The 24,944-nt window shown below is 65.0% G+C and carries 23 protein-coding genes; 10 read left to right on the top strand and 13 right to left on the bottom strand.

What is annotated here, in order from left to right; translation table 11 throughout:
• The first annotated feature begins 1 nt into the window (after nucleotide 1).
• The 6 genes from fabI (at nucleotide 2) to ACQR0Z_RS21440 (ending at nucleotide 7,299) form a co-directional block, all read left to right on the top strand.
• Nucleotides 2-826, top strand: a complete 825-nt coding sequence (gene fabI / locus ACQR0Z_RS21465; protein WP_434919936.1) for an enoyl-ACP reductase FabI — start codon at nucleotides 2-4, stop codon at nucleotides 824-826.
• 484 nt (nucleotides 827-1,310) lie between these two features.
• Nucleotides 1,311-2,315: an SGNH/GDSL hydrolase family protein gene (locus ACQR0Z_RS21460; RefSeq protein ID WP_434919935.1), complete on the top strand. Its 1,005-nt coding sequence runs from the start codon at nucleotides 1,311-1,313 to the stop codon at nucleotides 2,313-2,315.
• Nucleotides 2,316-2,320: 5 nt separating this feature from the next.
• Nucleotides 2,321-2,746 (top strand): SxtJ family membrane protein, encoded by a 426-nt coding sequence (locus ACQR0Z_RS21455; RefSeq protein WP_434919934.1) that lies wholly within the window; start codon nucleotides 2,321-2,323, stop codon nucleotides 2,744-2,746.
• A 37-nt stretch (nucleotides 2,747-2,783) separates the two neighbouring features.
• Nucleotides 2,784-2,933, top strand: a complete 150-nt coding sequence (locus ACQR0Z_RS21450; protein WP_434919933.1) for a DUF5989 family protein — start codon at nucleotides 2,784-2,786, stop codon at nucleotides 2,931-2,933.
• A gap of 9 nt (nucleotides 2,934-2,942) precedes the next feature.
• Nucleotides 2,943-4,778 (top strand): carbamoyltransferase family protein, encoded by a 1,836-nt coding sequence (locus tag ACQR0Z_RS21445; protein ID WP_434919932.1) that lies wholly within the window; start codon nucleotides 2,943-2,945, stop codon nucleotides 4,776-4,778.
• A 238-nt stretch (nucleotides 4,779-5,016) separates the two neighbouring features.
• Nucleotides 5,017-7,299 (top strand): AAA family ATPase, encoded by a 2,283-nt coding sequence (locus tag ACQR0Z_RS21440; protein WP_434919931.1) that lies wholly within the window; start codon nucleotides 5,017-5,019, stop codon nucleotides 7,297-7,299.
• A gap of 177 nt (nucleotides 7,300-7,476) precedes the next feature.
• On the opposite strand, the gene ACQR0Z_RS21435 is transcribed toward ACQR0Z_RS21440, so the two are convergent.
• The 9 genes from ACQR0Z_RS21435 to ACQR0Z_RS21395 all read right to left on the bottom strand — a co-directional run bounded on the left by ACQR0Z_RS21435 (nucleotide 7,477) and on the right by ACQR0Z_RS21395 (nucleotide 18,080).
• Nucleotides 7,477-7,818 (bottom strand): helix-turn-helix domain-containing protein, encoded by a 342-nt coding sequence (locus ACQR0Z_RS21435; protein ID WP_434919930.1) that lies wholly within the window; start codon nucleotides 7,816-7,818, stop codon nucleotides 7,477-7,479.
• 269 nt (nucleotides 7,819-8,087) lie between these two features.
• Nucleotides 8,088-9,497 carry an undecaprenyl-phosphate glucose phosphotransferase gene (locus tag ACQR0Z_RS21430; protein ID WP_434919929.1) on the bottom strand — a complete coding sequence of 470 codons (1,410 nt, stop codon included), beginning with the start codon at nucleotides 9,495-9,497 and terminating at the stop codon, nucleotides 8,088-8,090.
• A 277-nt stretch (nucleotides 9,498-9,774) separates the two neighbouring features.
• Entirely contained in the window at nucleotides 9,775-10,800 is a 1,026-nt protein-coding gene (locus ACQR0Z_RS21425; RefSeq protein ID WP_434919928.1) for a peptidylprolyl isomerase, read from the bottom strand.
• Nucleotides 10,797-11,390, bottom strand: a complete 594-nt coding sequence (locus tag ACQR0Z_RS21420; protein ID WP_434919927.1) for a hypothetical protein — start codon at nucleotides 11,388-11,390, stop codon at nucleotides 10,797-10,799. Before ACQR0Z_RS21420 ends, ACQR0Z_RS21425 begins: the two co-directional genes overlap by 4 nt.
• A gap of 2 nt (nucleotides 11,391-11,392) precedes the next feature.
• Nucleotides 11,393-13,237 carry a putative porin gene (locus ACQR0Z_RS21415; protein WP_434919926.1) on the bottom strand — a complete coding sequence of 615 codons (1,845 nt, stop codon included), beginning with the start codon at nucleotides 13,235-13,237 and terminating at the stop codon, nucleotides 11,393-11,395.
• Between the two features lie 60 nt (nucleotides 13,238-13,297).
• Nucleotides 13,298-14,026, bottom strand: a complete 729-nt coding sequence (locus ACQR0Z_RS21410; RefSeq protein ID WP_434919925.1) for a TonB C-terminal domain-containing protein — start codon at nucleotides 14,024-14,026, stop codon at nucleotides 13,298-13,300.
• Nucleotides 14,027-14,047: 21 nt separating this feature from the next.
• Nucleotides 14,048-14,452, bottom strand: a complete 405-nt coding sequence (locus ACQR0Z_RS21405; RefSeq protein ID WP_434919924.1) for an ExbD/TolR family protein — start codon at nucleotides 14,450-14,452, stop codon at nucleotides 14,048-14,050.
• Between the two features lie 4 nt (nucleotides 14,453-14,456).
• The gene (locus ACQR0Z_RS21400; protein ID WP_434919923.1) at nucleotides 14,457-16,382 is read right to left on the bottom strand and encodes a DUF2341 domain-containing protein; all 1,926 of its coding nucleotides are present in this window, start codon (nucleotides 16,380-16,382) and stop codon (nucleotides 14,457-14,459) included.
• The gene (locus ACQR0Z_RS21395; protein ID WP_434919922.1) at nucleotides 16,383-18,080 is read right to left on the bottom strand and encodes a ShlB/FhaC/HecB family hemolysin secretion/activation protein; all 1,698 of its coding nucleotides are present in this window, start codon (nucleotides 18,078-18,080) and stop codon (nucleotides 16,383-16,385) included. It lies immediately after the preceding gene.
• 382 nt (nucleotides 18,081-18,462) lie between these two features.
• On the opposite strand from ACQR0Z_RS21395, the gene ACQR0Z_RS21390 reads away from it, so the two are divergent.
• The gene (locus ACQR0Z_RS21390; protein WP_434919921.1) at nucleotides 18,463-19,179 is read left to right on the top strand and encodes an RNA polymerase sigma factor; all 717 of its coding nucleotides are present in this window, start codon (nucleotides 18,463-18,465) and stop codon (nucleotides 19,177-19,179) included.
• On the top strand, nucleotides 19,127-19,282 hold the full coding sequence (locus ACQR0Z_RS21385) for a hypothetical protein (protein ID WP_434919920.1): 156 nt from the start codon (nucleotides 19,127-19,129) through the stop codon (nucleotides 19,280-19,282). Before ACQR0Z_RS21390 ends, ACQR0Z_RS21385 begins: the two co-directional genes overlap by 53 nt.
• 151 nt (nucleotides 19,283-19,433) lie before the next feature.
• On the opposite strand, the gene ACQR0Z_RS21380 is transcribed toward ACQR0Z_RS21385, so the two are convergent.
• Together ACQR0Z_RS21380 and ACQR0Z_RS21375 are read right to left on the bottom strand one after the other, a co-directional pair.
• Nucleotides 19,434-20,012, bottom strand: a complete 579-nt coding sequence (locus ACQR0Z_RS21380; RefSeq protein WP_434919919.1) for a lytic transglycosylase domain-containing protein — start codon at nucleotides 20,010-20,012, stop codon at nucleotides 19,434-19,436.
• 284 nt (nucleotides 20,013-20,296) lie between these two features.
• On the bottom strand, nucleotides 20,297-20,578 hold the full coding sequence (locus ACQR0Z_RS21375) for a hypothetical protein (RefSeq protein WP_434919918.1): 282 nt from the start codon (nucleotides 20,576-20,578) through the stop codon (nucleotides 20,297-20,299).
• A gap of 369 nt (nucleotides 20,579-20,947) precedes the next feature.
• Here ACQR0Z_RS21375 and ACQR0Z_RS21370 point away from each other — a divergent pair, with 369 nt between their 5' ends.
• Nucleotides 20,948-21,232, top strand: a complete 285-nt coding sequence (locus ACQR0Z_RS21370) for a hypothetical protein (protein ID WP_434919917.1) — start codon at nucleotides 20,948-20,950, stop codon at nucleotides 21,230-21,232.
• Here the strand turns inward: ACQR0Z_RS21370 and ACQR0Z_RS21365 are convergent.
• Together ACQR0Z_RS21365 and ACQR0Z_RS21360 are read right to left on the bottom strand one after the other, a co-directional pair.
• Nucleotides 21,186-22,397: a glycosyltransferase gene (locus ACQR0Z_RS21365; RefSeq protein ID WP_434919916.1), complete on the bottom strand. Its 1,212-nt coding sequence runs from the start codon at nucleotides 22,395-22,397 to the stop codon at nucleotides 21,186-21,188. The genes ACQR0Z_RS21370 and ACQR0Z_RS21365 overlap by 47 nt on opposite strands.
• Nucleotides 22,398-22,465: 68 nt before the next feature.
• A complete protein-coding gene (locus tag ACQR0Z_RS21360; protein ID WP_434920205.1) occupies nucleotides 22,466-23,572 on the bottom strand; it encodes a polysaccharide biosynthesis/export family protein in 1,107 nt (368 codons plus the stop codon).
• 1,027 nt (nucleotides 23,573-24,599) lie between these two features.
• On the opposite strand from ACQR0Z_RS21360, the gene ACQR0Z_RS21355 reads away from it, so the two are divergent.
• Nucleotides 24,600-24,908: a hypothetical protein gene (locus ACQR0Z_RS21355; RefSeq protein WP_434919915.1), complete on the top strand. Its 309-nt coding sequence runs from the start codon at nucleotides 24,600-24,602 to the stop codon at nucleotides 24,906-24,908.
• Nucleotides 24,909-24,944 lie beyond the last annotated feature (36 nt).

Below are 24,944 nucleotides of genomic sequence, written 5' to 3'. Positions count from 1 at the left end.
GATGGCCGACCCCGTTCCCGTCGATCCGCTGCCGACCGTCTTTAATCCTGACGACCGGATCGGCGACATGCTGAAGAGCCGGCGCGGCCTCGTCGTCGGCGTCGCCAACGAGAACTCGATTGCCTTCGGCTGCGCGGCCAAGCTGCGCGCCCTCGGCGCCGAGGTGGCGCTGACCTATGCCGACGCGCGCACCCGCGACTTCGTCGCGCCGCTCGCCGAGCGGATCGGCACCAGCCTGCTGCTGCCGCTGAACGTCGAGCAGCCCGGTGAGCTCGAGGCGGTGTTCGCCCGCATCGGGCAAGACTGGGGCCGGCTCGACTTCGTCGTGCATTCGATCGCCTTCGCGCCGAAGGGCGACCTGCACGGCCGCGTCGTCGACTGCTCGGCCGACGGCTTCAGTCGCGCGATGCGGATCTCGGTGTATTCGTTCCTGGAACTCGCCCGTGCCGCCGAGCCGCTGATGACCCACGGCGGCGCGCTGGTGACGATGAGCTATTACGGCGCCGACAAGGTCGTGAACAACTACAACGTCATGGGCCTCGCCAAGGCGTCGCTGGAAGCCGGCGTGCGCTATCTCGCCGCCGAGCTCGGCGAGAAGAATATCCGCGTCTATGCGGTCTCCCCCGGCCCGCTCAAGACCCGCGCCGCCAGCGGCATTGCCCATTTCGACGAGCTCGTCGAAGCCGCCGTGGCGCGCAGCCCGGGCCGCCGGCTGGTCGACATCGCCGAGATCGGCCGCGTCGTCGCCTTCCTGGTCGGCGGCGGCGCCTCGGGCATGACCGGCGACACGATCTATGTCGACGCCGGGCTGCACAACATGGCCTGAGGCGAGAGCCGGCGCCGTCCTTCAACCGTCCTGGGCCAAGGGCGGGCGCCTCGCCCGAGCCATACCTCCCCGCGATCTCGCTGATGTATCATATATATCGTAATGCTTCATTGCGATGTTACCTTAATATCGTCAAAGCTTAATCTTCCATTGCTACCGACGATCCGGTCGAACGGTCGACGTACAAGCGTGAGCTCTGCTCCCGAAAGACGTCAGGGTCTCTGCGCCCTTAGCTTGCGCGGGTATCGTCCAGCTGGGGGTGAGCTGTGGGGACATCGAACAGCGATGCCATGAGAGCTGCGTGGCGGCAGATGCCGTCCGACGCTCTCATTCGGGCGGCGACGTTTAGCCCAAGAAATCTCAGCCCATGACCTCCGCTCTGGACATGACGGCCGCGGCTGCCCGGCCGGCGCGACCGCGCTGGCTGATCGGCGCGCTGGCGCTGGTGCTGATGACATCCGTCATTCTGATCGCAGCCGAGCTGATGGCCTCCGTGCTGTTTGCCCTGATCGTCTCGCCTCAACTCTCGGCCCGGCGCGCCGACCCCGATCACTACTACCGCGCCTCGGCCGATCCGCTTCTCGGCTACGAGCTGCGGCCGGGAATGCAGATCCGCCGTGACGGGCGCGAGCTGTCGATCAACTCCCACGGCCTGCGCGGCCCCGAGCCGGTCACGCCGAAGCCGACCGTCCGTTTCGCCATCCTCGGCGATTCCGTCACCTTCGGCATTCAGCAATCCGAGGCGCAGACAATCTCCCGTCTGATGGAGACGAAGCTGAGCGCGGCCTGCGGGACAAGCGTCGATGTGCTGAACATGGGCGTTCCGGGATACGGCGCCCAAGAAGTGGGCGAGCTGCTCCGGACCCGCGCCAAGCCGCTCTCCATCGACGGCGTCGTCTACCTTCTCAATCTCAACGACTTCGCGCGGCGCAACTCGTTGTGGGAGGGAGCGGATAGCGGCCTCTACCGCATGTATGCACCGCCGTTGCTGAAGTTGCCGTTCTTCCTGCAGAAGGCGCTGTATCGCTGGAAGAAGGGCGGCAAGGACGACGGCATGATGCCGTCGCTGGACTGGTACCGCTGGCTGATCGACGGCACATTCGACACGACGATCGCCGAGATCGCGGCCATGAATGCCTGGGCTCGAGCGGCCGGCATCGGCTTCTCCGTATCGATCATGCCGTCTGGTGTCGCGCTCGGCGGCGGCCAGAACGCGCTGGCCGACGAACATCGCAAAATCGGCGAAGCGTTGAGCAGCCGCGGCGTCGCCGTGGTCGACGACGTGCGGCCATTCATGGGTGAAGCAAAATTGTTCGACGGCACCGATCATCTGACAAATCTGGGCAACGAAATCGCCGCGGCGCATCTGGTTGGCGTCCTTGCATCCACGCAGCCCTCCCTGCTTTCGCAGGCGGCATGCGGCGGTGGTTCGCCGAGAGCGGAACGGCCCGCGTCTCACAGAGCCGACAATCACGCGGATGGGAGATAGTTGGAATGGCGACGGCGCTCGAGCAGAGCTCGCATCACAGCCCGCCCCCCGGCAGTTCCGAGCGCCAGTTTGGTCTCGTCTTCGCCGGCTTCTTCGTCCTGGTTGCCGGCCTGCCGCTGATCCGCTTCGACCAGCCGCGCTGGTGGGCCGTCGCGGTTGCGCTGGCGTTCGCAGCGGTTGCGCTGATCCGCCCGCAGCTGCTGCGGGTGCCGAACCGGCTGTGGCTGCGGTTCGGCGAGTTGCTGCACCGGATCGTCAGCCCGATCATCATGGGCGCCATCTTCTTCGGCTGCATCAGCCCGATCGCCTGGATCATGCGGCGGAGCGGCCGCGACCTGCTTGCGCTGAAGCGGGACCGCCAGTTGCAGAGCTACTGGATCGACCGTCCGCGCGAGCCGCCGGATCGGTCTGCCCTGAAACGGCAGTTCTGAGACATCTCCCCGATCAAGATCTGAAAGAGATCACAGCATGTCGATCGTTGCAGAATTGTGGGATTTCATCCGGGCGCGCAGGAAATGGTGGATCGCACCGATCCTGATCGTCCTGTTCGTGTTCGGAGGCCTGCTCGTCATCGCCCAGGGTTCGGCGATTGCGCCCTTCATCTACACGCTGTTCTGAGACGATCCGATGCGCATTCTCGGTCTCTCGGCTTTCTATCACGACAGTGCCGCGGCGCTGGTGATCGACGGGCACATCGTCGCGGCGGCGCAGGAGGAGCGCTTCACCCGCAAGAAGCACGATTCCAGCTTCCCCGCGCAAGCGATCGCCTATTGCCTTGCGGAAACAGGCATCGCGCTCGACGCCGTGGATCACGTCGTCTTCTACGAAAAGCCGTTTCTGAAGTTCGAGCGCCTGCTGGAAACCTATACGGCGTTCGCGCCGCGCGGCTTCGGCTCGTTCTCCCGCGCAATGCCAATCTGGCTGCGGGAGAAGCTGTTCCAGAAGGACCTGCTGTGCCGCGAGCTCAAGGCGATCGCTCCCAAGTCGGACTGGCGGGACAGGCTGCTGTTCAGCGAGCATCACCTCAGCCACGCCGCCAGCGCCTTCTATCCATCTCCGTTCCAGGATGCCGTGGTACTGACGATGGATGGCGTCGGCGAATGGTGTACGGGGTCAGCGGCCGTAGGCCGCGGCAACGATCTGAGCATCATCAAGGAAATGCGCTTTCCGCATTCGCTCGGCCTGCTCTACTCCGCCTTCACCTACTACACCGGCTTCAAGGTCAATTCCGGCGAGTACAAGGTGATGGGTCTCGCGCCCTACGGCACGCCGGACTATGCGGACACCATTCTCGACAATCTGATCGATCTCAAGGATGACGGCAGCTTCCGGCTGGACATGTCGTATTTCGACTACTGCACCGGCCTGACCATGACCAACCAGAAGTTCGCGGATCTGTTCGGACAGCCGGTGCGCGATCCCAAGACCGACAGGCTGACGCCGTTTCACATGAACATGGCCGCCTCGATCCAGAAGGTCGCCGAAGAGGTGATGCTGCGGCTGACCCGCGCGCTGGCCCGGGAGCATGGCGGAGGCAATCTCTGCCTCGCCGGCGGTGTCGCGCTCAATTGCGTCGCCAACGGCAAGGTCCTGCGTGACGGTGCGTTCGACAACATCTGGATCCAGCCGGCCTCGGGCGATGCCGGCGGCGCCCTGGGGGCCGCGCTCGTGGCATGGCATCAGCACGTTGGCGGCAAGCGGCAGGTCAACGGCCACGATCTGATGCAGGGCGCCTATCTCGGCCCGGCCTACGCGCAAGGCGAGATCGAGCGCGATCTCGCCAAGGCGGGCGCACGTTTCTCGGTGGCCAGCGACGAGGAAATGCTGGAAGCGACCGCGGCCTCGCTGGCGGCCGGCGAAGCCGTCGGCTGGATGCAGGGCCGCATGGAGTTCGGCCCGCGCTCGCTCGGTGCGCGCTCGATCCTCGGCGATCCGCGCTCGCCTACCATGCAGAAGACGCTCAACCTCCGCATCAAATATCGCGAGAGCTTTCGTCCCTTCGCCCCCGCGGTGCTGCGCGAGGATGTAGGCGAATGGTTCGAGCTCGATGGCGACTCGCCCTACATGCTGCTGGTCGCCGATGTCAGGAAGGAACGGCGGCGGCAGATGACCAATGAGGAAGAGGCGCGGTTCGGGATCGAGAAGCTCAACGCCGTCCGCTCGGACATTCCGGCCGTGACCCACATCGACTATTCCGCCCGCATCCAGACGGTCCACGCCGAGACCAATCCGCGTTTTCACGCCCTGATCTCGCGCTTCAAGGCGAAGACCGGTTGCCCCGTGCTCGTCAACACCAGCTTCAACGTGCGCGGCGAGCCGATCGTCTGCACGCCCGAGGACGCCTTCCGCTGCTTCATGGGCAGCGACATCGAGCTGCTCGTCGTCGGCAACTGCCTGATGCGCAAGACCGAGCAGGATCCCTCGTTGAAGCTCGACTACAAGAGCGCCTTCGAGCTGGACTAGCGGAGCCAGGCCGGTCGTCTGACGACCGGGGATCATGACTGAACGGGTTGCAGCGGCCGCGCAAGCGCCGCTCGGTGCGCCGAATGCCGACACCGGCCACGAATGGGAAAGTCGATGCAATGACCTGCAAACTTGCAACCCGACCGCGACGCGCCGGAGCCCCCCGGGGACGAGAGTCCGTCGCCGAGGCGCCGACGGCGCTGGTATCGAGGTTTGACGGTCATGTGGAGCCCACACCATGACCGGGCGTGAGCACCTTGCCGACGCGGACGCCGCGCGCCCGCTCGCAGCGGTCGTGCGTGAGGTGACGGCCCTCGTCCGCCGCCGCCGCCATACGCTCCTCGCGGGTCCCATCATTGGATTGATCGCCGGCCTCGCCTATCTGGTCGTCTCCCCCGCCCAATTCACGGCGACCGCGACCGTGCTGGTCGACAGCAGCTCGATGCGCGCGCTCCAGACCCAAGCGCAAGCCCCCGGCGCGGTGGGCTTCGACACCACCCAGGCGCCGTCACAGATCGACATCATCGGCTCCGACAGCGTCGCGCTCGGGGTGATCCGCAAGCTCGACCTGGTCAAGGATCCCGAATTCGTCGCAGCAGGCCGCTCCGACGCCGCAACGGTCGACAGCCGCGAGCGTCAGGCGCTCGACGCCTTTTCGCGACGGCTCAGCGTCTCCAGGGCGCGCAACTACGTCTTCGACATCTCCTTCACCTCGCGCGACCCGGTCACCGCGGCCAAGGTCGCCAACGCGACGGTCGAGGCTTACATCCATAATCAGGTCGAGACCCAGGACGAGATTAGGCGGCGCGCCGGCATTTGGCTGCAGGAACGCATCAAGGAACTCGGCGCCCAGGTCACCTATGCGGACCGCGCGATCCTGGAATTCAAGGAGAAGAACAACATCGTCGATCTCGGCAATGCGGCAGCGGTCGTCCCCGGCGCCCCTCGCCGACCCATCGACGAGCAGCAGCTCGCCGACCTCAACAGCCAGTTCGCGACGGCCCGGGCCGCGACCAGCGAGGCGCGGGCGCGGCTCGACCGCATCGAGCAGGTCCGCAAGATGGACATCAAGGAAGCGGCAGTGGCGGATGCGCTGCGTGACGAGGTCATCACGCGCCTGCGCACGAAGTATCTCGACCTGTCGGCCCGGGAGACCTACCTCTCGTCTCGCTATGGTGCGGATCACGCCGCGGCCGAAGCCATTCGCCAGCAGATGGTCGACCTCACCGCCAATATCGGGTCCGAGCTTGGCCGCATCGCCGCGAGCTACCAGAGCGACTACGAGATCGCTCGCGCGCGCGAGCACAGCCTGGAGCAGCAGCTCGCCAGCCTGGTGTCGCGTGGACGGCTCACCAACCGCGACCGTCTCGGCCTCGCCGAGCTCGAAAGCCTCGCCAAGGTCTATCACGACGTCTACAACACGTTTCTGCAGCGCTATATGGACGCCAGCCAGCAGCAGACCTTTCCGATTACCGACGCCAGGGTCATCAGCGTGGCCGCGCCGCCGACCAGCAAGAGCAAGCCGAATGCGCCGCTGGCGCTGGCGATCGCATTGGCGATCGGGACGGTCGGCAGCTTCGCGGCGGCCGGCTTGCGCGACATCACGGACGGCGTCGTCCGGACCGGACGGCAGATCGAGCAGGCGCTGGACGTACCGTGCCTTGCGGTGCTTCCGCAGCTGCCACGCACAGCGCCGGTGCTCGACAAGGGCCAAGCGCCCCGGCGCCCTCCTCTGCAGCTGATCGGTCATTCCGTACAGCCGAAGCTGGAGGCGCCATCGTCGACGCGCCCTGGCGTCGACTTCGTCGACCGCAGGCTGCGCTATGCTGCTGACGATCCGTTGTCGGTGTTCGCCGAGGCGGTGCGGGCCATCAAGCTCAGCATCGGCGTCGAAGCGGCGCGCCGGCATAATCAGGTCATCGGCTTCACCTCGACCCTGCCAGCCGAAGGAAAGTCGACGATCGCGTGCAATCTCGCGATCCAGATGGCCGATGCCGGCAAGCGGGTCATTCTGCTCGATGCCGATCTCCGCAGCCCGACTCTCGCCGGCAGCCTGACGCCGGCGCCCAAGATCGGACTGCTGCACGTCCTGACCGGCGAGAGCAGCCTGGACCAGGCAGTAGGCTACGAGCCGGACACCCAGCTGGCCGTACTGCCGTTCATCCCCGACGACCGTGTGGTCCACTCCGACGAGGTCCTGGCATCGGCCGCATTCAGAGACCTCGTTGCCAAGCTCCGCGACAGCTATGACTATGTGATCCTCGACCTTCCGCCGCTGGCGCCGGTGGTCGACGTCCGCGCCGCCCTGTCGGCGATCGATTCCATCGTGTTCGTGGTCGAATGGGGCAAGACGCGCATGAGCGCGGTCGAACGCCACCTGCTCTCCGCTCCCGATGTCCGGGACCGATTGCTGGGGATGGTCCTCAACAAGGCCAACCTCAAGCACCTCGCGAAGTTCGAGGAGCCAGGCCATCAGCACGAGGGCTACTACAGCAATCTCGGCTATCCGCGATCGGCATGATCGCGGCGCCGGCTGATGGGTCCGGAGGGAGCCAGCCCGCAAGGGCTGGTACGCATCACCCGAATTACGATCGACAGGCCAGCGTCAGTCCAACCGGCCATGATACACTCGGCGTATCATACAAGCCGCACATCGCACGCGCATAGGCGCGTGTCATACGATTGTCATCTCCGGCTGTCACTTGTCCCGGTTCGATCGGCCTGCGGCGCGTTCCTGCAGGTCCTTCAATTGATCCTGCCAGTTCAGCTTCTCCAGCAGCATCTCGGCAACGAGGCGCTTCAGCTGTGCATTCTCGGCTTCGAGCCGCTTCACGTCGTTGTCGGTGGCCGATGAAACCAATCGCTTCGGTTGCAGGTCGTGCTTGTCGGCAGCGCTATCGGAGGCCGGTGCAGGATCCGGCTGGGGATGGCTGCCCACGGCCTTCTTCCAGCGATGAAAGGTCATGAGGCTGACGCCGAGGGCCTTGGATATTTCGCGCTGGGTTTTGCCTTTGGCCGCGAGCTGACTGGCCTGAGCCATCTTCGCCGAGATTTCCTCCGAGGCATGCCGCCTGCCAGCCATATACGCGTTCTCCGGCCCGAATCCTATCCGCCCGGACCTAGTAATGCGAAAGCATCAAAGATTTCAATAGGCAATAGCAAAATGCCCACTCTCGACATGGCTTATGTACCATGTCGGCAGCAGGTCACATGAGGCTTGCGTCGTGGCGCGGGCTCGTACCGGATGATCACATCCGGCCACAGCCGCCGCCATCATTCCGCCATCGTTCAGCGCGCCGGGGAACGCCCTCAATAGGCATTCCGGTGCCGTATCAATTCGAAGGCAGTCCGTATCATGATATAGATGTCGAGCGAAAGGCTCCAATGATCAATATACCATAAATCCGATGCGACACGCTGTTGCATCAGCTCCAGCCGCGGCGTGCCACCGCGCAAACCGTTGACCTGAGCCCACCCGGTCATGCCGGGCTTGACGTGGTGCCGCAACGCGTAGTTGGCGATCATCTTGCCATACTCGTCGTCATGGGCGAGCGCATGCGGCCGCGGACCGACGATCGACATCTCTCCGCGCAGCACGTTCCAGAGTTGTGGAATCTCGTCGATGCTGGTCGCCCGCAGGATCCGCCCGATGCGCGTCACGCGGGAATCATGCCGCTGCGCCTGCACCACGGCGCCGCCGTCCTCCATGACGGTCATCGAGCGAAACTTGTAGATCAGGAAGGACTGCCCGTTGAAGCCGCGCCGGCGCTGCCGGAAGATCACGGGCCCGCGGCTCTCGAGCTTCACCGCGATGGCGGCGACAAGCAGCAGCGGCGACAGCAGGACAAGCGCCGCGGTTGCGACGATCACATCGAGAACCCGCTTAGCGCACCTTTCGAGCCGGTTGAGCGGCGCCCGCTGCATCTCGACGATGTAGGCGTATTGCGGCTGCGCGGTCTGCCGCCGTACCACGGACGAGACGGCCTGATCGGGCAGCAACCTGACCGGTAACGGCACGGCCCGCAGGCGGTCGAGGATCCCGTCGAACGCGCGCAGCTCCGACCACGGCAGCGCGACGATGATCTCCTCCACCGGCTGCCGGCGCAGGGCGGCGACGAGTTCGTCGAGCTTGCTGGTCAGCATCCCCGTCGCCGCCGGGTCGGGCAGGACGATGCGGCTGAACTCATCCAGTCCGAACCGCAGCAGCAATTCCTGGCGCGAGAGCTGCAGCAACTCGGCGCGCGTTCCCACGACGAGGACGACGCGCCCCTTGATGTCTCCGCGCCGGACGGCGGACCGCAGGCGCCATTGCGCCGCCTGCCGGACCACCGGCAGCGTCAGACCGCCGAGCAGGAAGATGCAGACCATCGTGCCGCGGGAGATGTCGGCGCTGGATTTCAGCAGGAACAGCGCCACGGTGAGGAGGAGAACGGCCAGCGCCCAGCTCGCCAGCACGCGCCGCTTATCCTGCTGCCCTTCCAGCAACCGGTCATGCGTGTAGAGGCCGATATGGTTTGCGACGACGCAGTGGCAAAATCCGGCGATCATGCCGAGACCCAGATGCGCCGTCAGCTCGCCCGGGCCCTCGCCAATGGCGGCGTGATACCCCAAGCCGCCAAGCAGGCCGGCTGCCAGCACCGTCACCGCGTCCAGGGCTGCAAACAGCGGCCCTATCACCTCGAAGCCAACCTGGAGCCGAGGCCAGACGCGCTGGTCCAAGCCTGCTCCTGACTGTCCAATTCCGGTCAGATCCGACACATCACGCCCCATGCCGAGCTCCACGGGACGTATCATAATTAAGATAACATTATCATGATCCACAATTAACATCGCGCGATTTGCACCGCTCGATGCGACGTTGCTCAGGCGAGCTCGCCCAAGCCGACCGCGCCCAAGCCCCCCGGAGACGCCTCAGTGCGCCTGCATCGCGGGCTGGTGCCCGCAAGGCGCCCAATGGCGGATGAAAGGCTCACCCGCCATCCAGCGCAGATGGGGCTTACTTCGCAGCGGCCTCCGGCTTGGTGCCGAACAGCCGGCCCAGCGCGATCTCGTTGACGACGGATGGCGTCTGCTTGACCAGCTCCGAGACATAGGCGCGGCGATTGGCCTCCGCCCGCTCCGCGCGCAGCCGCTGCACCAGGACATCCCTGACCTCGGCAAGCGGCCGCGTGGTCGATGCCTCGGTGTCGAGCAGCTTGACGACGTGCCAGCCATCGTCGAGACGGATCGGGTCGGTGATGCTGCCCTTCGCGAGACCGGCAACCTGGCTGCGGATTTCGCCGCGCAGGTTCGGCTCGGGCACCCAGCCGATCTCGCCGTCCTTCTCGGCCGATGCCGTCTCGTCCGAACTGCTCCGCGCCAACGCCGCAAAGTCCGCACCCGGCTGCTTCAGCTTGCGGACGATGTCGTCGAGCTTCTTCTTCGCCGCCTCCTCGGCGGCCTTGTCGGCGTCATTGGCGATGTTCACCACGATCTGCGCGATGCGGAACCGGCGCGGCACCAGGAAGGCGCTCATGTTGACCTCATAGGCCGACTTGAGATCCGCCTCGCTCGGATAGGAGTCCGGCGGCTGCGTCACCGATTGCAGATAGCCCTCGGTGAGGATGCTGTCCCGCGCCCGCGCCAGCTGCGCAACGACGGCCGGCTGCTGGTCCCACTTCTTCGCCAAGGCCTCCTTGAGCACCAGCCGGTTGGCGAGGATGGCGCGGACGGTCTGGCTGAGCAGCGCGGGATCACGCGCCAGGGCGGCCTGCTGCCGCGGCTCCAGCGTCGCGATGGTGGCGCGTACCTCATCGGCGGTCACGTCGCTGTCGCCGACGCGGGCGACCACCTCGTCGTTGCGGATCGCGCCCCGCTCCTCGACGGCCGCCGGCTTCGCCGCAGCGGGCGTGGGAGACGTCGCCGCCCCGCGCGTCGGGGCAGGCGTCGCCGCAGCGGCCGGCGTGCGGTTCTGCGCGACCGCCGGAATGGTTGCCAGGCAGATCGTCGTGGCGAGAAGGAACGTTGCGCGCGGCCTCGTCATGGCTTCACCCTTTGATTGAGAACTCGGTCACGGAAATCCTGGGCGGCGTTCTGATGCTCCACCCGCTTCAACCCGGTCAGAGGCTCGTGATCCCACAGCTTCTCCAGCGGATCCATCGCCTCGTATTTGCTGACGACGTCATTGCTGACCTTGACCAACTCGGCGTTCTTGGCCTCGCATGATTTGGTGCGCGCCTTGTAGTCGGTGGATTCGGCCTGCAGCTTGAGCCGTTCGGCCTCCTTGGCGCGCGCGACGTTGGCCGCCTCGCCATAGGCGCTCTTCCATTTCTCCAACGTCTCGTCGCGCTCGGTGATGCGATCGTTGAAGTCCTTGACCGCCTGGCGATAGGCCTGCTCGGCCTCCTTGACCTGGGCGCGGTAAGCCTCGTTCTGCTTCTTGAGCCGGTCACGCTCCTGCTCCGCCGCAGTCAGCTTGGCCTGCAGCGCCGCCCGCTGGTCCTCCAGCGAGCGCGACTGCGCCGTCGCCGCGCGCAACGCCTCACGCAGCCGGTCGGACTCGTTGTCGGCCGCACTGGCCGCCATGGTGCACAGCGCGAACGCGCCGGCGAGATAGAAGGGCCAACGGCGCATCGTCAGAACCTCGCGTTGAGATCGACTTGGAACACGTCGACCGCATAGGGCGCACCTGCGACCTGGTTGGCGCTCAGCCAGCGCGCGCTGATCGAGGTATTCGGCCCGATCGCGACGTTGCCGCCGATGAAATAGCCCTTGAGATTGGTGCCGCCGAGGCCGAAGTCGGAGTCGGTGAACGCATCGATGACGGCGTCCGATTCCAGATATTTGTAGCCGACGAAGGCGTTCCAGTCCCACAGCTCCTTCAACTCGCGGTGACCGACAGTAAGGCGCCCGAGATAGCCCTTGTTGCCACCGGCATAGATCTGCTGACCGCAGTTGACGCCGTTCGTGCAGGGCGCGATCGCGCTCGACGGCAGCGGAGAATTGAGGATCTTGGCCGCGATATCCTGCCGGTCCCAGGCGAGGTTCTGTACGAACTCGCCATCTAGTATGATGTGCACGGGATGGAAATGTCCGAGGTCCAGCCGAGAGCTGATCACGAGGTCTCGGAACGCCGACGCGAGACCAAAATATTGGTAAGCGGGCCCGAGCGCCGGGTTGCCATTGGCATCGATCGGGCGAGCGTCACGCAAAGGCATATAGGTGTTCCCGCGCTGCGCGAACAACGGGCGTTTCAGGTCGGTGCTACAACTATCCTGAACCGACTGTATGATGCATGGAGTGGACAACCGGCCCTGCACATTGGTGAAGTCGTAGTACGCGGCAGCCAGAGTAAACTCAACATCAGGCATGAGGCGCGTGTTGGCTCCGAGCTGGCCGCCGAACATCCATCTGTCCTCGCTGCGCGCCTTGCCAAAGGTCGCGTTGCCGTTGTTCAGGTTGATGACCGAACCGGCATTGATATCCGTGTTGAAGATCGGGAATGCACCACCCACCGCGAACGGCGTGATCTCCGACGAGACCGGATATCGGATCTGAGCGGAAAAGCCGTCGAAGCCGAGGTCGCGGTGATACAACAGATCGGTCGGGCTGAAGAAGGGATTGTCGAACCGACCGGCTTGCAAGGTGGCGAGATCCTGAACCCTGTACTTGACGAAGCCGCGATCGAGCCAGATGCCGTATTTGCTGAAATTGCCGCCGGAGCCACCGAGCGTGGCGTTGAACGACACGGGCGAGCTGCCGTCGCCCGTGCCCAGACGCATGCCGGCCGAAAATCCATCGAACAGGTCGGCATCCATGCCGAGCCGCGCTCTGAGCCTGGCCCGGTTGCGGTTCTGATCGGTGTTGAGCGTGGGCCAGACGTATTGGTTGAGGGCGCTCACATCATAGGGACTTCCGGTGTTGATCGCATTGTAGTTCACCGCAAGAGGATCATTCTGCTTGCCGAAGAAATCTCCCTCATATCGCACCCGCACGTCCCCATAGAACCGCAGCCGCTGCGCCCATTCCGGGTACTTGCCCGGCGAAGCCCAGTTCTCCTTCTCGGCCTTGGCCATGACCTCCTGCCGGATCTCGTCGCGCAGCTGCTTCTTGACGATCTCAGGCACATAGGTGACGCGCTTGGTGCCGGGCGGCGATGTCGCATTCGCTGCCGCGGCCGCGGTCTTCGCCGCGTCGTCGGCCCGCGACGTCGCCGTGCTCACCGCCTGGCGCGCGACATAGGCCTCGTCGTCGGCCTGTTTGACCAGCGCAGCCGCCTGCTCGTCGCTGAGCACGCCCTGCTTGACCAGGAGATTGATCAGATTGACCGTCGCGTTGGATGACAGCGCCGGACTGCGCGAGACCGACGGCCGGCGCGCCGGCGCATTGTCGTCCTGCGCCGCGGCCGGTCCCGCAGCGGCCAGCATGAGAACGGCGGCGGCCGCAGCCATGCCCTGCATCTTGATATCAGCCTGCGCCATGACGAACCTTCTGTTCATTCCACTTCGATGGTTGCTCTGCTTCCCCTGCCCGACCGAGTTTCAGCTCGGCGCGCGCGCGATGACGCGGGTGATGATGGGCATGGGCATGTCTTTCGGCGGCGGCTCGCGCAGCGTGAGGCTGCCGAGCACCTGGTCGCGGATGACCGCGTCGAGCTCGCTGTTGCCGGTCGAGGTCACGAGTTGCACGCGATTGATGCGCCCCCCCGCGTCCGACCACAGCCGCACCTGGATCTGCATCACCGCCCGCCGCGTTTTCTCATTGGCGCGCAGCGCGGCCTCGATCTGGGTCTGCACGAGGCTCGCGTACCAGCCCCAGCGGCTGCCGCCGCTACCCCCTCCGCCGCCACCGCCGATCAGGCCGCGGCCACCGGCACGGCCCAGCAGTTCGCCCGGTCCCTTGCCGGCATCGTCGAGCCCGAGGGGGCCCGGCGGCACATCGTTGTTCGGCGCGTCCGGCGGCGCATCCTTGGGGATGTCAACCGGCTTCTCCTCGATGATCTCCTGCTTGACCGGCGTCTGCTCGACCATCTTCTGCTCCGGCTGCTGCTCCTGTGGCGGCGGCGGAGGGGGTGGTGGAGGCGGAGGCGGCGGCGGCGTGATGGACACGATCGTCATCTCGTTGACCTTGCGCGGCGGCTCGCGGTCGCCGCCAAGCAGTGTGTAGATCCCAAACCCAATCAGCAGCAGAACGCCCAGGCCCGCGCCGGCCAGCAACGCAGTCCGGCGCGCGGACGGCTGGTCGCTGTCGAACTGGTCGTTGTCGCTCATGATGCGCGTCTGCCCCTGTTCTCACTTCACCAGCGGCTTGGTGGCCATGCCGACCTGGTTGAAGTTGAGACGTCCGAGCAGATCGAGTACGTCGACCACGTTCTGGTACTGCGTCTCGCGGTCGCCGCGCAGCACGATCGGAAACTCCGGTGTCAGCGCGCGCTGCTGGACCAGCCGCTGCTCAAGCTCGGCCATCGTCACCGGGATCGTGTCGAGGAAGATCTTGCCGTCATTGGTGACGGTGATCGCCTTGGTGGTCTGCTGCGCCAGGCTCGGCGCCGCACTCGCCTTCGGCAGATTGACCTTCATGCCCTGCACGGTCGCCGTCGTCATGATGATGAAGATCACCAGCAGCACGTAGGCGAGATCGAGCATCGGCGTGATGTTGATGTCGTCATAGGGCTTGCTGTCGGCTTGTACCTGCATCGCCTCACTCCGCCGCCTGTGCCAATGGGTTGCCGGAATAGGTTTCGGCGATGCGCGTGATCATCTCGTCGATGAACACCTGCATCTCGCTGGTCGCATCCTTGATGCGGGTGATCAGGTAGTTGTAGGCAAACAGCGCGGGGATCGCGACGCCGAGGCCGGCGACGGTCGCGACCAGCGCAGCCGCGATGCCCGGCGCGATCGCATTGACGTTGACGTCGCCGGTCGCGGCAATCGCCGCGAAGGTGATCATGACGCCGACCACGGTGCCGAGCAGGCCCAGGAACGGTCCGCCGGAGATCGCGATCGTCAGCATCACCATCATGCGGTTGAGACGCTGGGTCTCCTGCACGAAGCCGCTGTCGAGTACTGCGCGGATCGACTCGATGGCGGGTCCGGACAGGCTGCTCTGGCCGCGCGCGAAGCGGCGGCGGATCTGCTGGGCGCCGAGGTTGAACAGCCGGAACAGCGGCGAGCGCTGCAACGCCCTGATCTCGTTCTTCTTGGTGAGGCGCCCGCCGAGCGACAGATCGGTCTCCTGCTGATCAGGGCGCAACAGGTCGGAGATCTCCACCGTTCCATCGCGGAAATGCTTGAGGAAGGTCGCATTGGCGCGCGCGATCCGATTGAGGTAGGCGACGCGGTCGTACATCACGAACCAGCTGATCACCGCCATCACCGCGAGCAGGCCGATCACCACCCAGCCGTCGAGCGTCACCGAGCGCAGGATCACGGCGAAGTAGCCGCTCAGCCAGCTCGCATTCTCCTCGTCGACGCTGAACGAGATCAGCTTCGCCTGCTCGGGCCCCTGCCCGATCGCCGCCAGCCTGATGAAGCCGGCCGGACGCGCCGCCTTGGCGATCTGCAGCTCGTCGATCTCGCCGGCAAATCCTGCCGGCGCCGCGGCGGATGCGCCGGCGTCGGCGGGCGCATCCGTCGGAGGAACGGCCGGGGCATCGGCCGCAGCGCTGGCCGGCGGCGTGGCCCGCCCGATCTGCGCAAGACCTGTCATGGTCGGCAGCGCGGCCGTGATCGGCGCGACGGGCGTGCCATCCACGAACAACGTGACCTGATTGCTCTTGGCCGTGACCGCCAGGTGCCGCCACGTCCCGGCATCGAGCGCGGCAGCGCCGTTCGCGCGCTGCGTGGCGCCGTTGTTGACGATCTCGACGAACGGGATGCCGTTGTCGAGGCCGATCGTCAGCGTGTTCGCCCCCTCCGAGCGGGCGTACAGCACGGCCCGCGGCTGCGGCGCCGACATCTTCACCCACACCGACCAGCTGAGTTCGCCGCCTTCGGCAACGACCAGGGACGGCGAGCCGGGAAGCGTGATCGCGCTCTGCCCGTCGAGCCGCGCGCCTTGCCCGATGATCGCGCCATCGGCCGCCGGCACGGCGCTCTGCGCGCCGTTGGCCCAGGCCGACACGTCCTGCGCCGGGGCGCCACGCTCGCCGAAGTGATACACGAGCACCGTGTCCGGGTCATAGGTGCCCTTGGCGTCGACCGCCGCGGGCGCCTTCTGATTGCCGTAGTACAGCCAGACCTCGTTCTTGGCGCCGGGCTTGAGATCGGGTACGCCGACCCAGACCAGCGCCTCGCCGAGCAGCGGATCGTATTTCTCGACATGATGCTTCAACGGGGTCTTGTCGTCCGCCGCAACGAAGCGCAGGTCGCCGCCGTCGTCCTTCGCGGCACCGAATCGGAAATTTCCGATATGCAGCCGCACCAGCACCGGCGACGGACCGATGGGGTCGGTGATCGCCGCACCTGTCGGCGCAGTATCGATCGTGATCTTCTTGCGCAGGGTCCACTGCTCGTTCCACCAGGCCGAGGCGCTGCCCGGCCACAGCGTGAGTAGGATGGCGATCAGGAGCATCGCCGGACCGCTCGAGGTCAGCATGCGGCGGAGACGGCTGTCGACGCGCGTCATCTAGAACTCTCCCCAGAAACGAAAGCTGAAGCGCGGGTGATTGGCGATCGTCGTCTGCTGATTGATCAGCGGAACGCCGACGAGGAAAACGCCGTTGAAGTGGTTGAGCATCTTCATGCGCGTGCCGACGCCGTAGCTGGCGAGATCGAAGGTCGTCTGCTGGTCGACCAGCGGCTCGATGATCTTGGCCCGGCCTGCATCGGCGAAGACGTAGAAGCGCCAATCGTTGAACAGATTGAAGTTGATCGGAGATCCCAACGGATTCTCCAGCTTCTGCTGGAAATAGGGCGTGAGATCCGGCGAGCGGATCTCCAGCGTCCCGGCCGCCCCGTAGTCCCCGAGCGCCTCAGATTCGAGATAGCCGCGCACCGTGTCCTGGCCGCCGAGGCTGAACTGCTCACTGGACACCAGCGGCTGGTCGGCGATCTGACCCTGCATCTTGGCGAAAAGCTGCACGCCGCCGGGAAGGTCCTGCGTGTGCGACAGGTCGGCCTTGAGATGGATGAAGCTGGAGGTCGCCTTGAAACGCTTGGCGTCGAACTCCTCGAGCGAGCTGCCGATACCGCGCGTGCCGCTGGTAATCGCGACGTTGAGCTGTGTCAGCGCGTTCTCGATCTTCCAGGTCGCGCCATAGCTCGCAACCAGCGGGACGTAGTTCACCGGTGAGCTGAACGACCCGCCCGCCAGAGACAGCGTCTGAGCGAAGTTCTTGTAGTCGGCGCCGAGCGAGATGTTGTGGACCAGATCGCCCCTGGCGGGCAGCGTGATCACCGCGCGTGCGCCGATCACCTGGCCCGGACCGATCACGTTGGCACCGCCGACGGTCGCGACCGAGCTCCAGGATTTCACGCCGTACAGGAGAACGTTGAGCCAGTCGCGGTCCGTGCGCGCCAGATAGGAGCCCGAGACCACCATGGCATCCTTTCGATTGAGGGAGGCCTCCTGGTAGCTGACATTGGCGGAATCGCCCCTCTGCCAGAAATTGTCGTAGTGAAGCGTGAGGCTCGATCGCAGCGCCGACGTACTCGGGCTCTGCCGGTTGTTGATCTCGTAGCTGCCATGCAGCGGATAGGTGTCCTCGACGTTCAGATCCACGTCCACGGTGCCGGGGGTCACACCCGCGCGCAGCGCCGGCGTGACGCGGCGATCCGGCCACTGGTTGAGGCTGACGATATCCTTGGTGACAGCCTTGAAATCCGGCAGCTTGCCCTCTTTCAGCGACGGCGCGCTCTCCTTGATCTTGGCGAGATCGAAGTAGCGCGAGCCCTTCACCCGCAGACGGCCGACCCGGTTCTCGGCAACCTTCAGCACGACGAAGCCGCGTGTCGCGTCCTGCTCCGGGATGGAGACGCCGACGGTCTGCAGCCCGCGGTCGTGATACGCCTTCTCCAGAGCCGCGCGGGCCTTCTCGACATCTTCAGCCGATCGTCCAGGCCCGAGGAACGGATAGACCGCAGCTTCCACGTCGATCTGCGGCAGGCTGTCGGCTCCTTCCACGCGATATTCATCGATGTCGAAGCGCGCGGTGCTCTTTGCCGCCGCGGCGGCCTTGTCGGGATCTGCTTGGCCGTTCGCACCGGCTTTCGGCGGCAGCTTCTTCGCCGATCCGTCCGTCGGGGACGCATTGCCCCCGTCGCTTGCAGATCTGGCAAGCAGCGCCTGGGGGGACGTGCTGAGCAGAAGGATCGACACCGCCATCGCCCGCCCGAGTCGAGACCACGGCAGATCGCAGCGGTGGTGCGCAGACCCGTGACGGCACGCCCGACGCGAAACGATACGAATAACACGATACATCATCAACGATGGTCCGCAGCAGCGCAGCCGCGCGATCACGTCGTGATCACGCCCTAACCGATAGACGCGCCGGACTAGAGCGTGCCGAAAAAAAACTTCTCGATTCCTGCAAGATTCTGCGCGGCAGCTGCGACACTGCGTCAAACAAACATCACTCGCGCCGCGACGTTACATGCAACACATCATCGTCACACTTCCGTAGCCCCGCAACGTTACGTTTGCCGCAAACGAGACTTGGGGGCTCAATAAAATGGCGGGAAGCAATACAAGAACGTTGCGAGACCTGATGCTCGCGAACTACAGCAGCATCGATCAGCAACTCGCACGACGTTTGGGATCCGCCGATCTGGCGTCAGAGGTGCTTCAGGAGACCTATCTCAAGATCGAGTCGATGCACTCTACCGACGAGATCAAGAGCCCGAAGGCCTATCTGTTCCGGATCGCGCTGAACATCGCGAACGACTATCGGCGCGCCCAGGCCCGGCGGCTGACGACCGAGGAGGTCGATACCCTCCTGGACATTCCGGACGACCGGCCGACTCCCGAGCGAGAGATCGAGGAGCGCTCCGAGATTGCCCTGCTTCGGCAGGCCCTGGCCGACCTCCCGGCCCGTCGGCGGCAGGTTCTGCTCCTTTCACGCATCGAAGGGCTGCCCCATCGCGAGATCGCGCAGCGGATCGGCGTGACGGTGCGGACGGTCGAGAGCGATCTCAAGCAGGCGATCGAACATTGCGCCGACCGATTGAAACGTCCCACGATCAAATTCGGTTTTGCTACTCGCCGTACGTCTAACCTTCAGAGACGTGTCGTTCGGGACGGATCCATCGGGCCCAGCGTCTCCACGAGAGCGTTGGACCGTGATCAAAAGAACCGATCGATCGCCCCGCAAGACTCCCCTGGCACGACAGGCCACGGCCTGGATCTTGCGCCTGAAGTCCGGGGACGCGACGATGGCCGACGCGGAAGAACTGCTCGAGTGGCGCGCGCGAAGCCCAGCGCATGAATACGCATTCCGGGACGCGGTCAAGCTGTGGCGCATGCTCGGCGAAGGGCTCGGTGAGGCACCGCCACCCTCACGGCCGCGGCGCAAGGACGATACGAACTAGTTTCTGACGGCCAGCGCGGCAGTTGCTGCCCTGGCCGCGAAGCGCCCCGCTTTCCTTCCCGGCCATGAAAGTCTTCATCGCGGCCGGGCGCTCGTGAAATCGGAGCGTGAGCACACGACCGTTCAAGGCATCGGACAGAGATTGCCGGCAACTAGGGCACAGGACGGATCGCGCTCCGGCTCGACTGCACGCGGAGTCTCATATTCAACGAGGCCATGTCGAGCGGGCGGCTGTATCCGGATCCCGCTGCCGGTGGGGTTGGGACCGAGCGTCCAAATGTCGCCTGGGGCACGTCTCCGGAGACCTGGACGCCCTGGGCGGCTAGGTGGCTTCGGATGCGCACGCAGTAGATGACCGACAAATGCGAGAACCTCGTCTCGCCATGGCCGGCTCGATATTTCATCGCAGCCGTGCAGAGGTCGCCGCCGGCAAGCCGCCACGCCCCGGCCAGATACTTCGTACCGTACCGGATGTTGATCGCAGGCTCGGCAAGTTGCTCCCTCGTGCCGCTGAAGCCGAGCATGCGCGCAGTCGATGGCATCACCTGCATCAGGCCGATTTCGCCATCCAGACCGATCACGGTCGGGTCATAGCTGCTCTCAACCGCCATCACGGCATCCACGATCGCGGCAGGCATCCCCGCCGCCGAGGCCTCGCGCTCGATCAGATCCCGATACTCCGCGCGTTGCGCGCGCCAGTCGCGCGGGACGATCATGCTCGTGACCCGCATGCTGCGGCTCACCGGCCCCCGGGCGAGCGGACTGGCAGGCGGTAAATCAGCCGCCGACAGCGGCCGCGGCCTGAATGGCTCGAGCTGCAGCGGCGGAACGTCGATCTCGGAATCATCATCTTGTGACGGCGCAGCCGGAGCAGCCTCGGGCTGCGAGGGCGCCCGCTCTTCCTCGCTCGCCCAGGCCGACGCGCTGATCGCTGCACCGATCAGCAGACCGAGGCCGGCCGCAGTCGCAAGCCATCTGCACCGTGGCCACGTCGAGGGATTGCGAAGGATCAGCATCAGCGGCGCGGGAATGAATAGGTCGGAGTGGCAGGCCGATACGGGACGGCGGAGCGGCCGTAGTTCGGCCCGTACTGCAAGCGGATCGCTGCCTCGTTGGCGTTGCCAACGCGAATGTCCGGGGAGCGCGCATCGATCGGTGGCATATTGAACGAGGGATTCACACGATCGACCTCGCGCCGCAACGTCTCGTTCAAGCAGCCGAAGGAACGTTCGCTGCCTACCTCGACCTCGACGCATCGCTGGTGGACGGCTCCCTGCGCAGGCTTGCCGCCGATCATCACACCGCCTCGTCCCTGACCGCTCTCTGGCGAGGCGAACTGAGCCAGACCAGAGGAGCTGCACGCCACGAGCAGATAACTGCCCGCTATGACAGCGAGACGCAGCCCTGACCCGAGCCGCGGCATCACAACGAGTCGCTCCCTGGGCGCTGCAGCCAGGTCAAATCGCTCGAATGTCGCTGCCATGTCTCATCCCCCGGTCGCGATCTGCCCGAACCCAGCTCGGCCAGCCCTGAGGCTCAGGCCACGTTACGGTATTCGTCGATATCATATCGTAACAACGTGATATTGGCCCTCAGGCGCAAGTCTAGAGTTCGATTTAACCGCTCATAAAGAGCTCCGATGGTCTACTGGGCCGGGAGCTCCGCGATGCTCATGATCTTCTGCCTACTCTGTGGGGCCGTGCTCGGCACCCGCTACAACGTGTTCAGCCTCATCCCCACGATCCTGGCCTTCGGCATCGGCCGGCTTGCGCTCGACCTGTTTCAGGCGGCTTCGGTCAGCACGATGGCCTGGCAGTTCGTCGGCGTCGCTGCATCTCTGCAGATCGGATACCTGGTGGGATCCGTGCTGCAGATCGCCCTGGCGGGCGGCCCGGCCGCGGCTGTCAGCGGCCGAGGCTTTTCGCAGAACCGGCATGCCAAGATCTCGTGACATCTTCGAGAACGTCGCAGATCTCGTTGGCGGCTCGATTGATGTCGAACCTCGCGACGAAGCAGTTGCGGGCCGCTTCGCTCATGCCCGCGACCGCATCATCGGATAGCGATAGAAACCGACGCAACACGGCCGCGGTGCCATCGACGTCGTCTCGTCCGACCAGACCAGCACCGAACGTCTTGACCTCGCGCCAGATGTTCACCCGATCGCTGATCAACACCGGCCGGCCGGCTGCAAGCGCCTCGGTGACCACGACGCCGAAATTCTCCTGATGGGACGGCAGCGTCAGCGCTGCGCAGCCACGCAACGCGCCCCATTTCGCGTCGCCGACGAGCATGCCCGGCCAGTGGATCCGACCGGCGAGTCCCATCGCCGCCGCCGCTGTCTCGAGCCGCGGTCGTAGGTCTGCAGGATCGGGGCCGGCCATCACAAGATCGACCTCCGGGCAATCCGCGGCTACGCGGCAAAACGCCTCGACGAGAATATCGCAGCCCTTCTTGAGGTGCAGGCGACCGAGAAACAGCAGAAACGGCCGGCCCGCCAGCCGCGGCACACGGGCGCGAAACGCGGCTATCTGTTCGGCCGCGCTGCCGACGACGTCAGCTGTGCCATAACCCACGACCTGCCCGCGCACCGAATACGGCCAGAACGCGTTCTCGGCGCTCGTCATCTCATCCTCGGCCGTGAACAGCACCGCAGCGGCGTTTCTCAGCAGCGGCCCCTCCGATGCGAGCCAAAGCAGCTGTTTGGCAACATGCTTAAAGGGGGCATCGCGCCTGAACCAGGGATCAAGCATGCCATGCGGAAACACGACATAGGGCGCAAACAACGGCAGACTCCTTCGTGCGGCGAGGGTTGCGTAGTTCCACAGCCCGTTCACGACCACGACGTCGTACTGGCTGCGGTGCGCCCGCAGCCATGGCACGAGCGTCGGCGTGTAGCCGAAACGGCGGAACGGCGCGCCGCGCCCCCCGGCAGCCGCGGGCCCGAAGCCGAACGTCCGCACCGGACAGTCGCGAACCCAGGGCGCATCAGGCGGATCGAGCGAGGCGATCTCGGTGTGGCAGCCACGCCGCTCGCGCACGGCCGCCTGGCGGACCAGACCTTCGATGGCTCCGCCATGCCGCGGGTCCACCGAACCGATGATCTCGAGAATCTTCATCGGCGCCGCTCCGTTCGAGCGTTGGTCCTCCACACCATGAAAAATTTCGAGATCATCGGCGCCATCGGTCAGAGCCTGCTGTTGGCACGGGCGACGTAGACGCCGTTGGGGACGCTGATGCCGTTCTCCGCCGTGACCGCAACCGAGTTGATGAAGCTGAGAACCTTGGTCACATCGACCTGCGGCGCGTTGGCGACATAGAGCAGATCAAACGGACGCATCTGCAACTTGGTCGCCAGGAAATAGCCCGCCGGGTCCTGGAAGCTCACCCTGAACACGATCGGCACTTGATCGCCGTCGGCATTGGAGCAGTTGACCCCCAGACGTTCTGCGACCTCCCTCGTCTCGCGTCGGTACAGAAAGATCGATCCCGGATCGGCCTGAACGTCCAACAATCCTCCGGCTTTGCCGACCGCCTGCGCCAGATTGATACGCCACGCATCAAACGGAAACTCGCCTTGCGCGCCTGTCGCTCCGAAGGCCAGAAACTTGGTCGGCTCGCGATACAGATAGATCCGATCTCCCGGCTGAACGAAAATGTTGTTCGACGGATAGTAGACGAGATTGCCGAACGGAACCGTCGCGCGCTTGCCGCCACGCTCCAGCACGACCCATGTCTCCCATCCCGGACCACTGATCCCGCCAGCACGCGTGATCGCGTCCGTCAGCCGGTCCTGCGCACCGGCAGCCGGCATCGGGAAACGCACGGGCGTCCTGACCTCGCCAAACACGCTGACCAATGACGATCGCTGCTGACTGGACGTCACGACGACCTGAGGGTCGATCGCGCGCCTTTTGATCCGGCTCAGGATGTCTTCCTGGATCTGCACATTGGTACGCCCGGCAGCGCGTATTACGCCGGCATAGGGTATGCTGATGTTGCCGTCGTTATCGACGGCCTGGTCCGGGATGGTGACGAAGTTGCCTGGGCGCACGCCCGCCTCCAGCGGGATGTAGAGTCCGCCGGCGGTCGCTTCGAAAATGGTCACGCTGACGATGTCGCCAATACCGAAGCGAATGCTCGACGGCGGCTTGCTGTCGGCGAATGCCGTCGGCAGCTGCCTCGGCTCCGACTTCTCCAGGATCTGCAGGACTCGGCTGTCGAGCTTGACGACCGCAAACGGCAGCGCTGCACTGTTCTCGGACTGAATGTCGACGCTGGCCGGCCCTGCCATCGGGATGAAGCCGCATCCGCCGAGCAGCGCGGATACAATCAACGCCGCGGCGAGCCCAACGACGGATGTCAACTGCATCGCGTGTAGCCCACATCGACGCTCACGATGCTTCCGATACTCATGTCGCACATCTCGGTCCCGACCTGCAGATCGATCCAGCAGCCATCTCGATTCATAGACGGATGGGCTCAGCGAGAACCGAAATCAAAGCTGCAGTGGATCGTGCGTCACATACGAGCCTGCGCGACATTCATCGCGTTGCATGCGAACCATTGAGACCAGTCGAAACGATCTCATCTGCTGGTTCGATATCGCCTCGTCAAAACTCGGAATGACATCGCCTTGTCCTGTCAACGAGGCTGCTCCGGCGGATGTGCAGCCCTGTCACGGTGAACAGGCGACCGACGCCGAGGATCGTCTCGATCACAGGCAGCGCCCTTCCTTGTGCGGCTCGCAACTGCCCGGGTTCGCCGAACAACGCCAGCCGCTTGCATCGAGATGAAAAGCGAACACGACCGATGCAGCTACTCGGCATCAGCGGCTGACGGCTCGTATCCAACCCACTGTGCCCGCCGTTCACGCCTGCCGCCGGTTAGCGCGCCCGATGCAGCGAACATTAAGCGTCCGGGCCGGCGTTGGCCGCCTGCTCATTGCTGCAAGCGTCCTGCAATCGTTCGATCTCGGCCTTGATGATCGTCAATTCCCGGATGAGCAGCGCGTTTTCGCGCCTCAGTTGACGGATACGGAGGACCCTATCGTTCGCAACCTGTCTCGTCCTCAGGTCGTACACGTCCGCAGTAGGAAGTGATGCCCGTCCCCGCTTCTGCAGTTCATTGCAGCTCGTCGTACGCATGGTTCAGCCCCCCGGCCGATGATTGGCTTCAGCCAGGTTTTCGATGCCCGCCCAAAACCTGCACAACATTACGGATTATTTAGCCAAGTTTCTTATCGTTGCTGTGACCGCCATTAAACGAGCAGTTACGTTTGCGGCCGACAATCACGTCCATCAGTTCGGAGCTAACGCCGCGTGCCGCAGATCTGGCTCACCTACGACGAATTCGCCGCGCTCGTGGCTTGCGCGCCGGACGATGCGCGGAGCAAGGCCCTTGCGATGGGTCTCGACCGTCGCCAGAGCCGCGACGGCCTGACGCGCGTCAAGCTGACCCAAATGCTCACCGACCTTTTTCTCGATGCGGTCGTCCAGCGCCGTCTGAACGAAGAACTCGCCGCCTGCGTGCACGATCTCCGCACAATGCAAGCTCGGATGGCAAACGGCCATGCCGCACCGGTCAGGCATGCTTTGCCGCTCGCTGATGAGCAGCGAACCGCATCCTGACATCCTGCGCGATCCGCCTCGGCCATGCCGCAGCAT

The sequence above is a fragment of the Bradyrhizobium sp. HKCCYLS3077 genome, assembly GCF_051167555.1.
Lineage (GTDB): Bacteria > Pseudomonadota > Alphaproteobacteria > Rhizobiales > Xanthobacteraceae > Bradyrhizobium.
The sequence above is the reverse complement of the archived record's forward strand: the minus strand, read 5'-3'. Positions and strand labels throughout refer to the sequence as shown.

Coding starts and splice junctions, on each gene's coding strand:
- ACQR0Z_RS21410 (WP_434919925.1), bottom strand. CDS start 14,026: ATGAGCGACAACGACCAGTTCGACAGCGACCAGCCGTCCGCGCGCCGG.
- ACQR0Z_RS21365 (WP_434919916.1), bottom strand. CDS start 22,397: ATGAAGATTCTCGAGATCATCGGTTCGGTGGACCCGCGGCATGGCGGA.
- ACQR0Z_RS21435 (WP_434919930.1), bottom strand. CDS start 7,818: ATGGCTCAGGCCAGTCAGCTCGCGGCCAAAGGCAAAACCCAGCGCGAA.
- ACQR0Z_RS21440 (WP_434919931.1), top strand. CDS start 5,017: ATGACCGGGCGTGAGCACCTTGCCGACGCGGACGCCGCGCGCCCGCTC.
- ACQR0Z_RS21415 (WP_434919926.1), bottom strand. CDS start 13,237: ATGGCGCAGGCTGATATCAAGATGCAGGGCATGGCTGCGGCCGCCGCC.
- fabI (WP_434919936.1), top strand. CDS start 2: ATGGCCGACCCCGTTCCCGTCGATCCGCTGCCGACCGTCTTTAATCCT.
- ACQR0Z_RS21425 (WP_434919928.1), bottom strand. CDS start 10,800: ATGACGAGGCCGCGCGCAACGTTCCTTCTCGCCACGACGATCTGCCTG.
- ACQR0Z_RS21360 (WP_434920205.1), bottom strand. CDS start 23,572: ATGGCAGGGCCGGCCAGCGTCGACATTCAGTCCGAGAACAGTGCAGCG.
- ACQR0Z_RS21375 (WP_434919918.1), bottom strand. CDS start 20,578: ATGATCGGCGGCAAGCCTGCGCAGGGAGCCGTCCACCAGCGATGCGTC.
- ACQR0Z_RS21460 (WP_434919935.1), top strand. CDS start 1,311: ATGGCCTCCGTGCTGTTTGCCCTGATCGTCTCGCCTCAACTCTCGGCC.
- ACQR0Z_RS21420 (WP_434919927.1), bottom strand. CDS start 11,390: ATGCGCCGTTGGCCCTTCTATCTCGCCGGCGCGTTCGCGCTGTGCACC.
- ACQR0Z_RS21450 (WP_434919933.1), top strand. CDS start 2,784: ATGTCGATCGTTGCAGAATTGTGGGATTTCATCCGGGCGCGCAGGAAA.
- ACQR0Z_RS21395 (WP_434919922.1), bottom strand. CDS start 18,080: ATGGCGGTGTCGATCCTTCTGCTCAGCACGTCCCCCCAGGCGCTGCTT.
- ACQR0Z_RS21445 (WP_434919932.1), top strand. CDS start 2,943: ATGCGCATTCTCGGTCTCTCGGCTTTCTATCACGACAGTGCCGCGGCG.
- ACQR0Z_RS21390 (WP_434919921.1), top strand. CDS start 18,463: ATGCTCGCGAACTACAGCAGCATCGATCAGCAACTCGCACGACGTTTG.
- ACQR0Z_RS21455 (WP_434919934.1), top strand. CDS start 2,321: ATGGCGACGGCGCTCGAGCAGAGCTCGCATCACAGCCCGCCCCCCGGC.
- ACQR0Z_RS21405 (WP_434919924.1), bottom strand. CDS start 14,452: ATGCAGGTACAAGCCGACAGCAAGCCCTATGACGACATCAACATCACG.
- ACQR0Z_RS21385 (WP_434919920.1), top strand. CDS start 19,127: ATGGCCGACGCGGAAGAACTGCTCGAGTGGCGCGCGCGAAGCCCAGCG.
- ACQR0Z_RS21400 (WP_434919923.1), bottom strand. CDS start 16,382: ATGACGCGCGTCGACAGCCGTCTCCGCCGCATGCTGACCTCGAGCGGT.
- ACQR0Z_RS21380 (WP_434919919.1), bottom strand. CDS start 20,012: ATGCGGGTCACGAGCATGATCGTCCCGCGCGACTGGCGCGCGCAACGC.
- ACQR0Z_RS21370 (WP_434919917.1), top strand. CDS start 20,948: ATGCTCATGATCTTCTGCCTACTCTGTGGGGCCGTGCTCGGCACCCGC.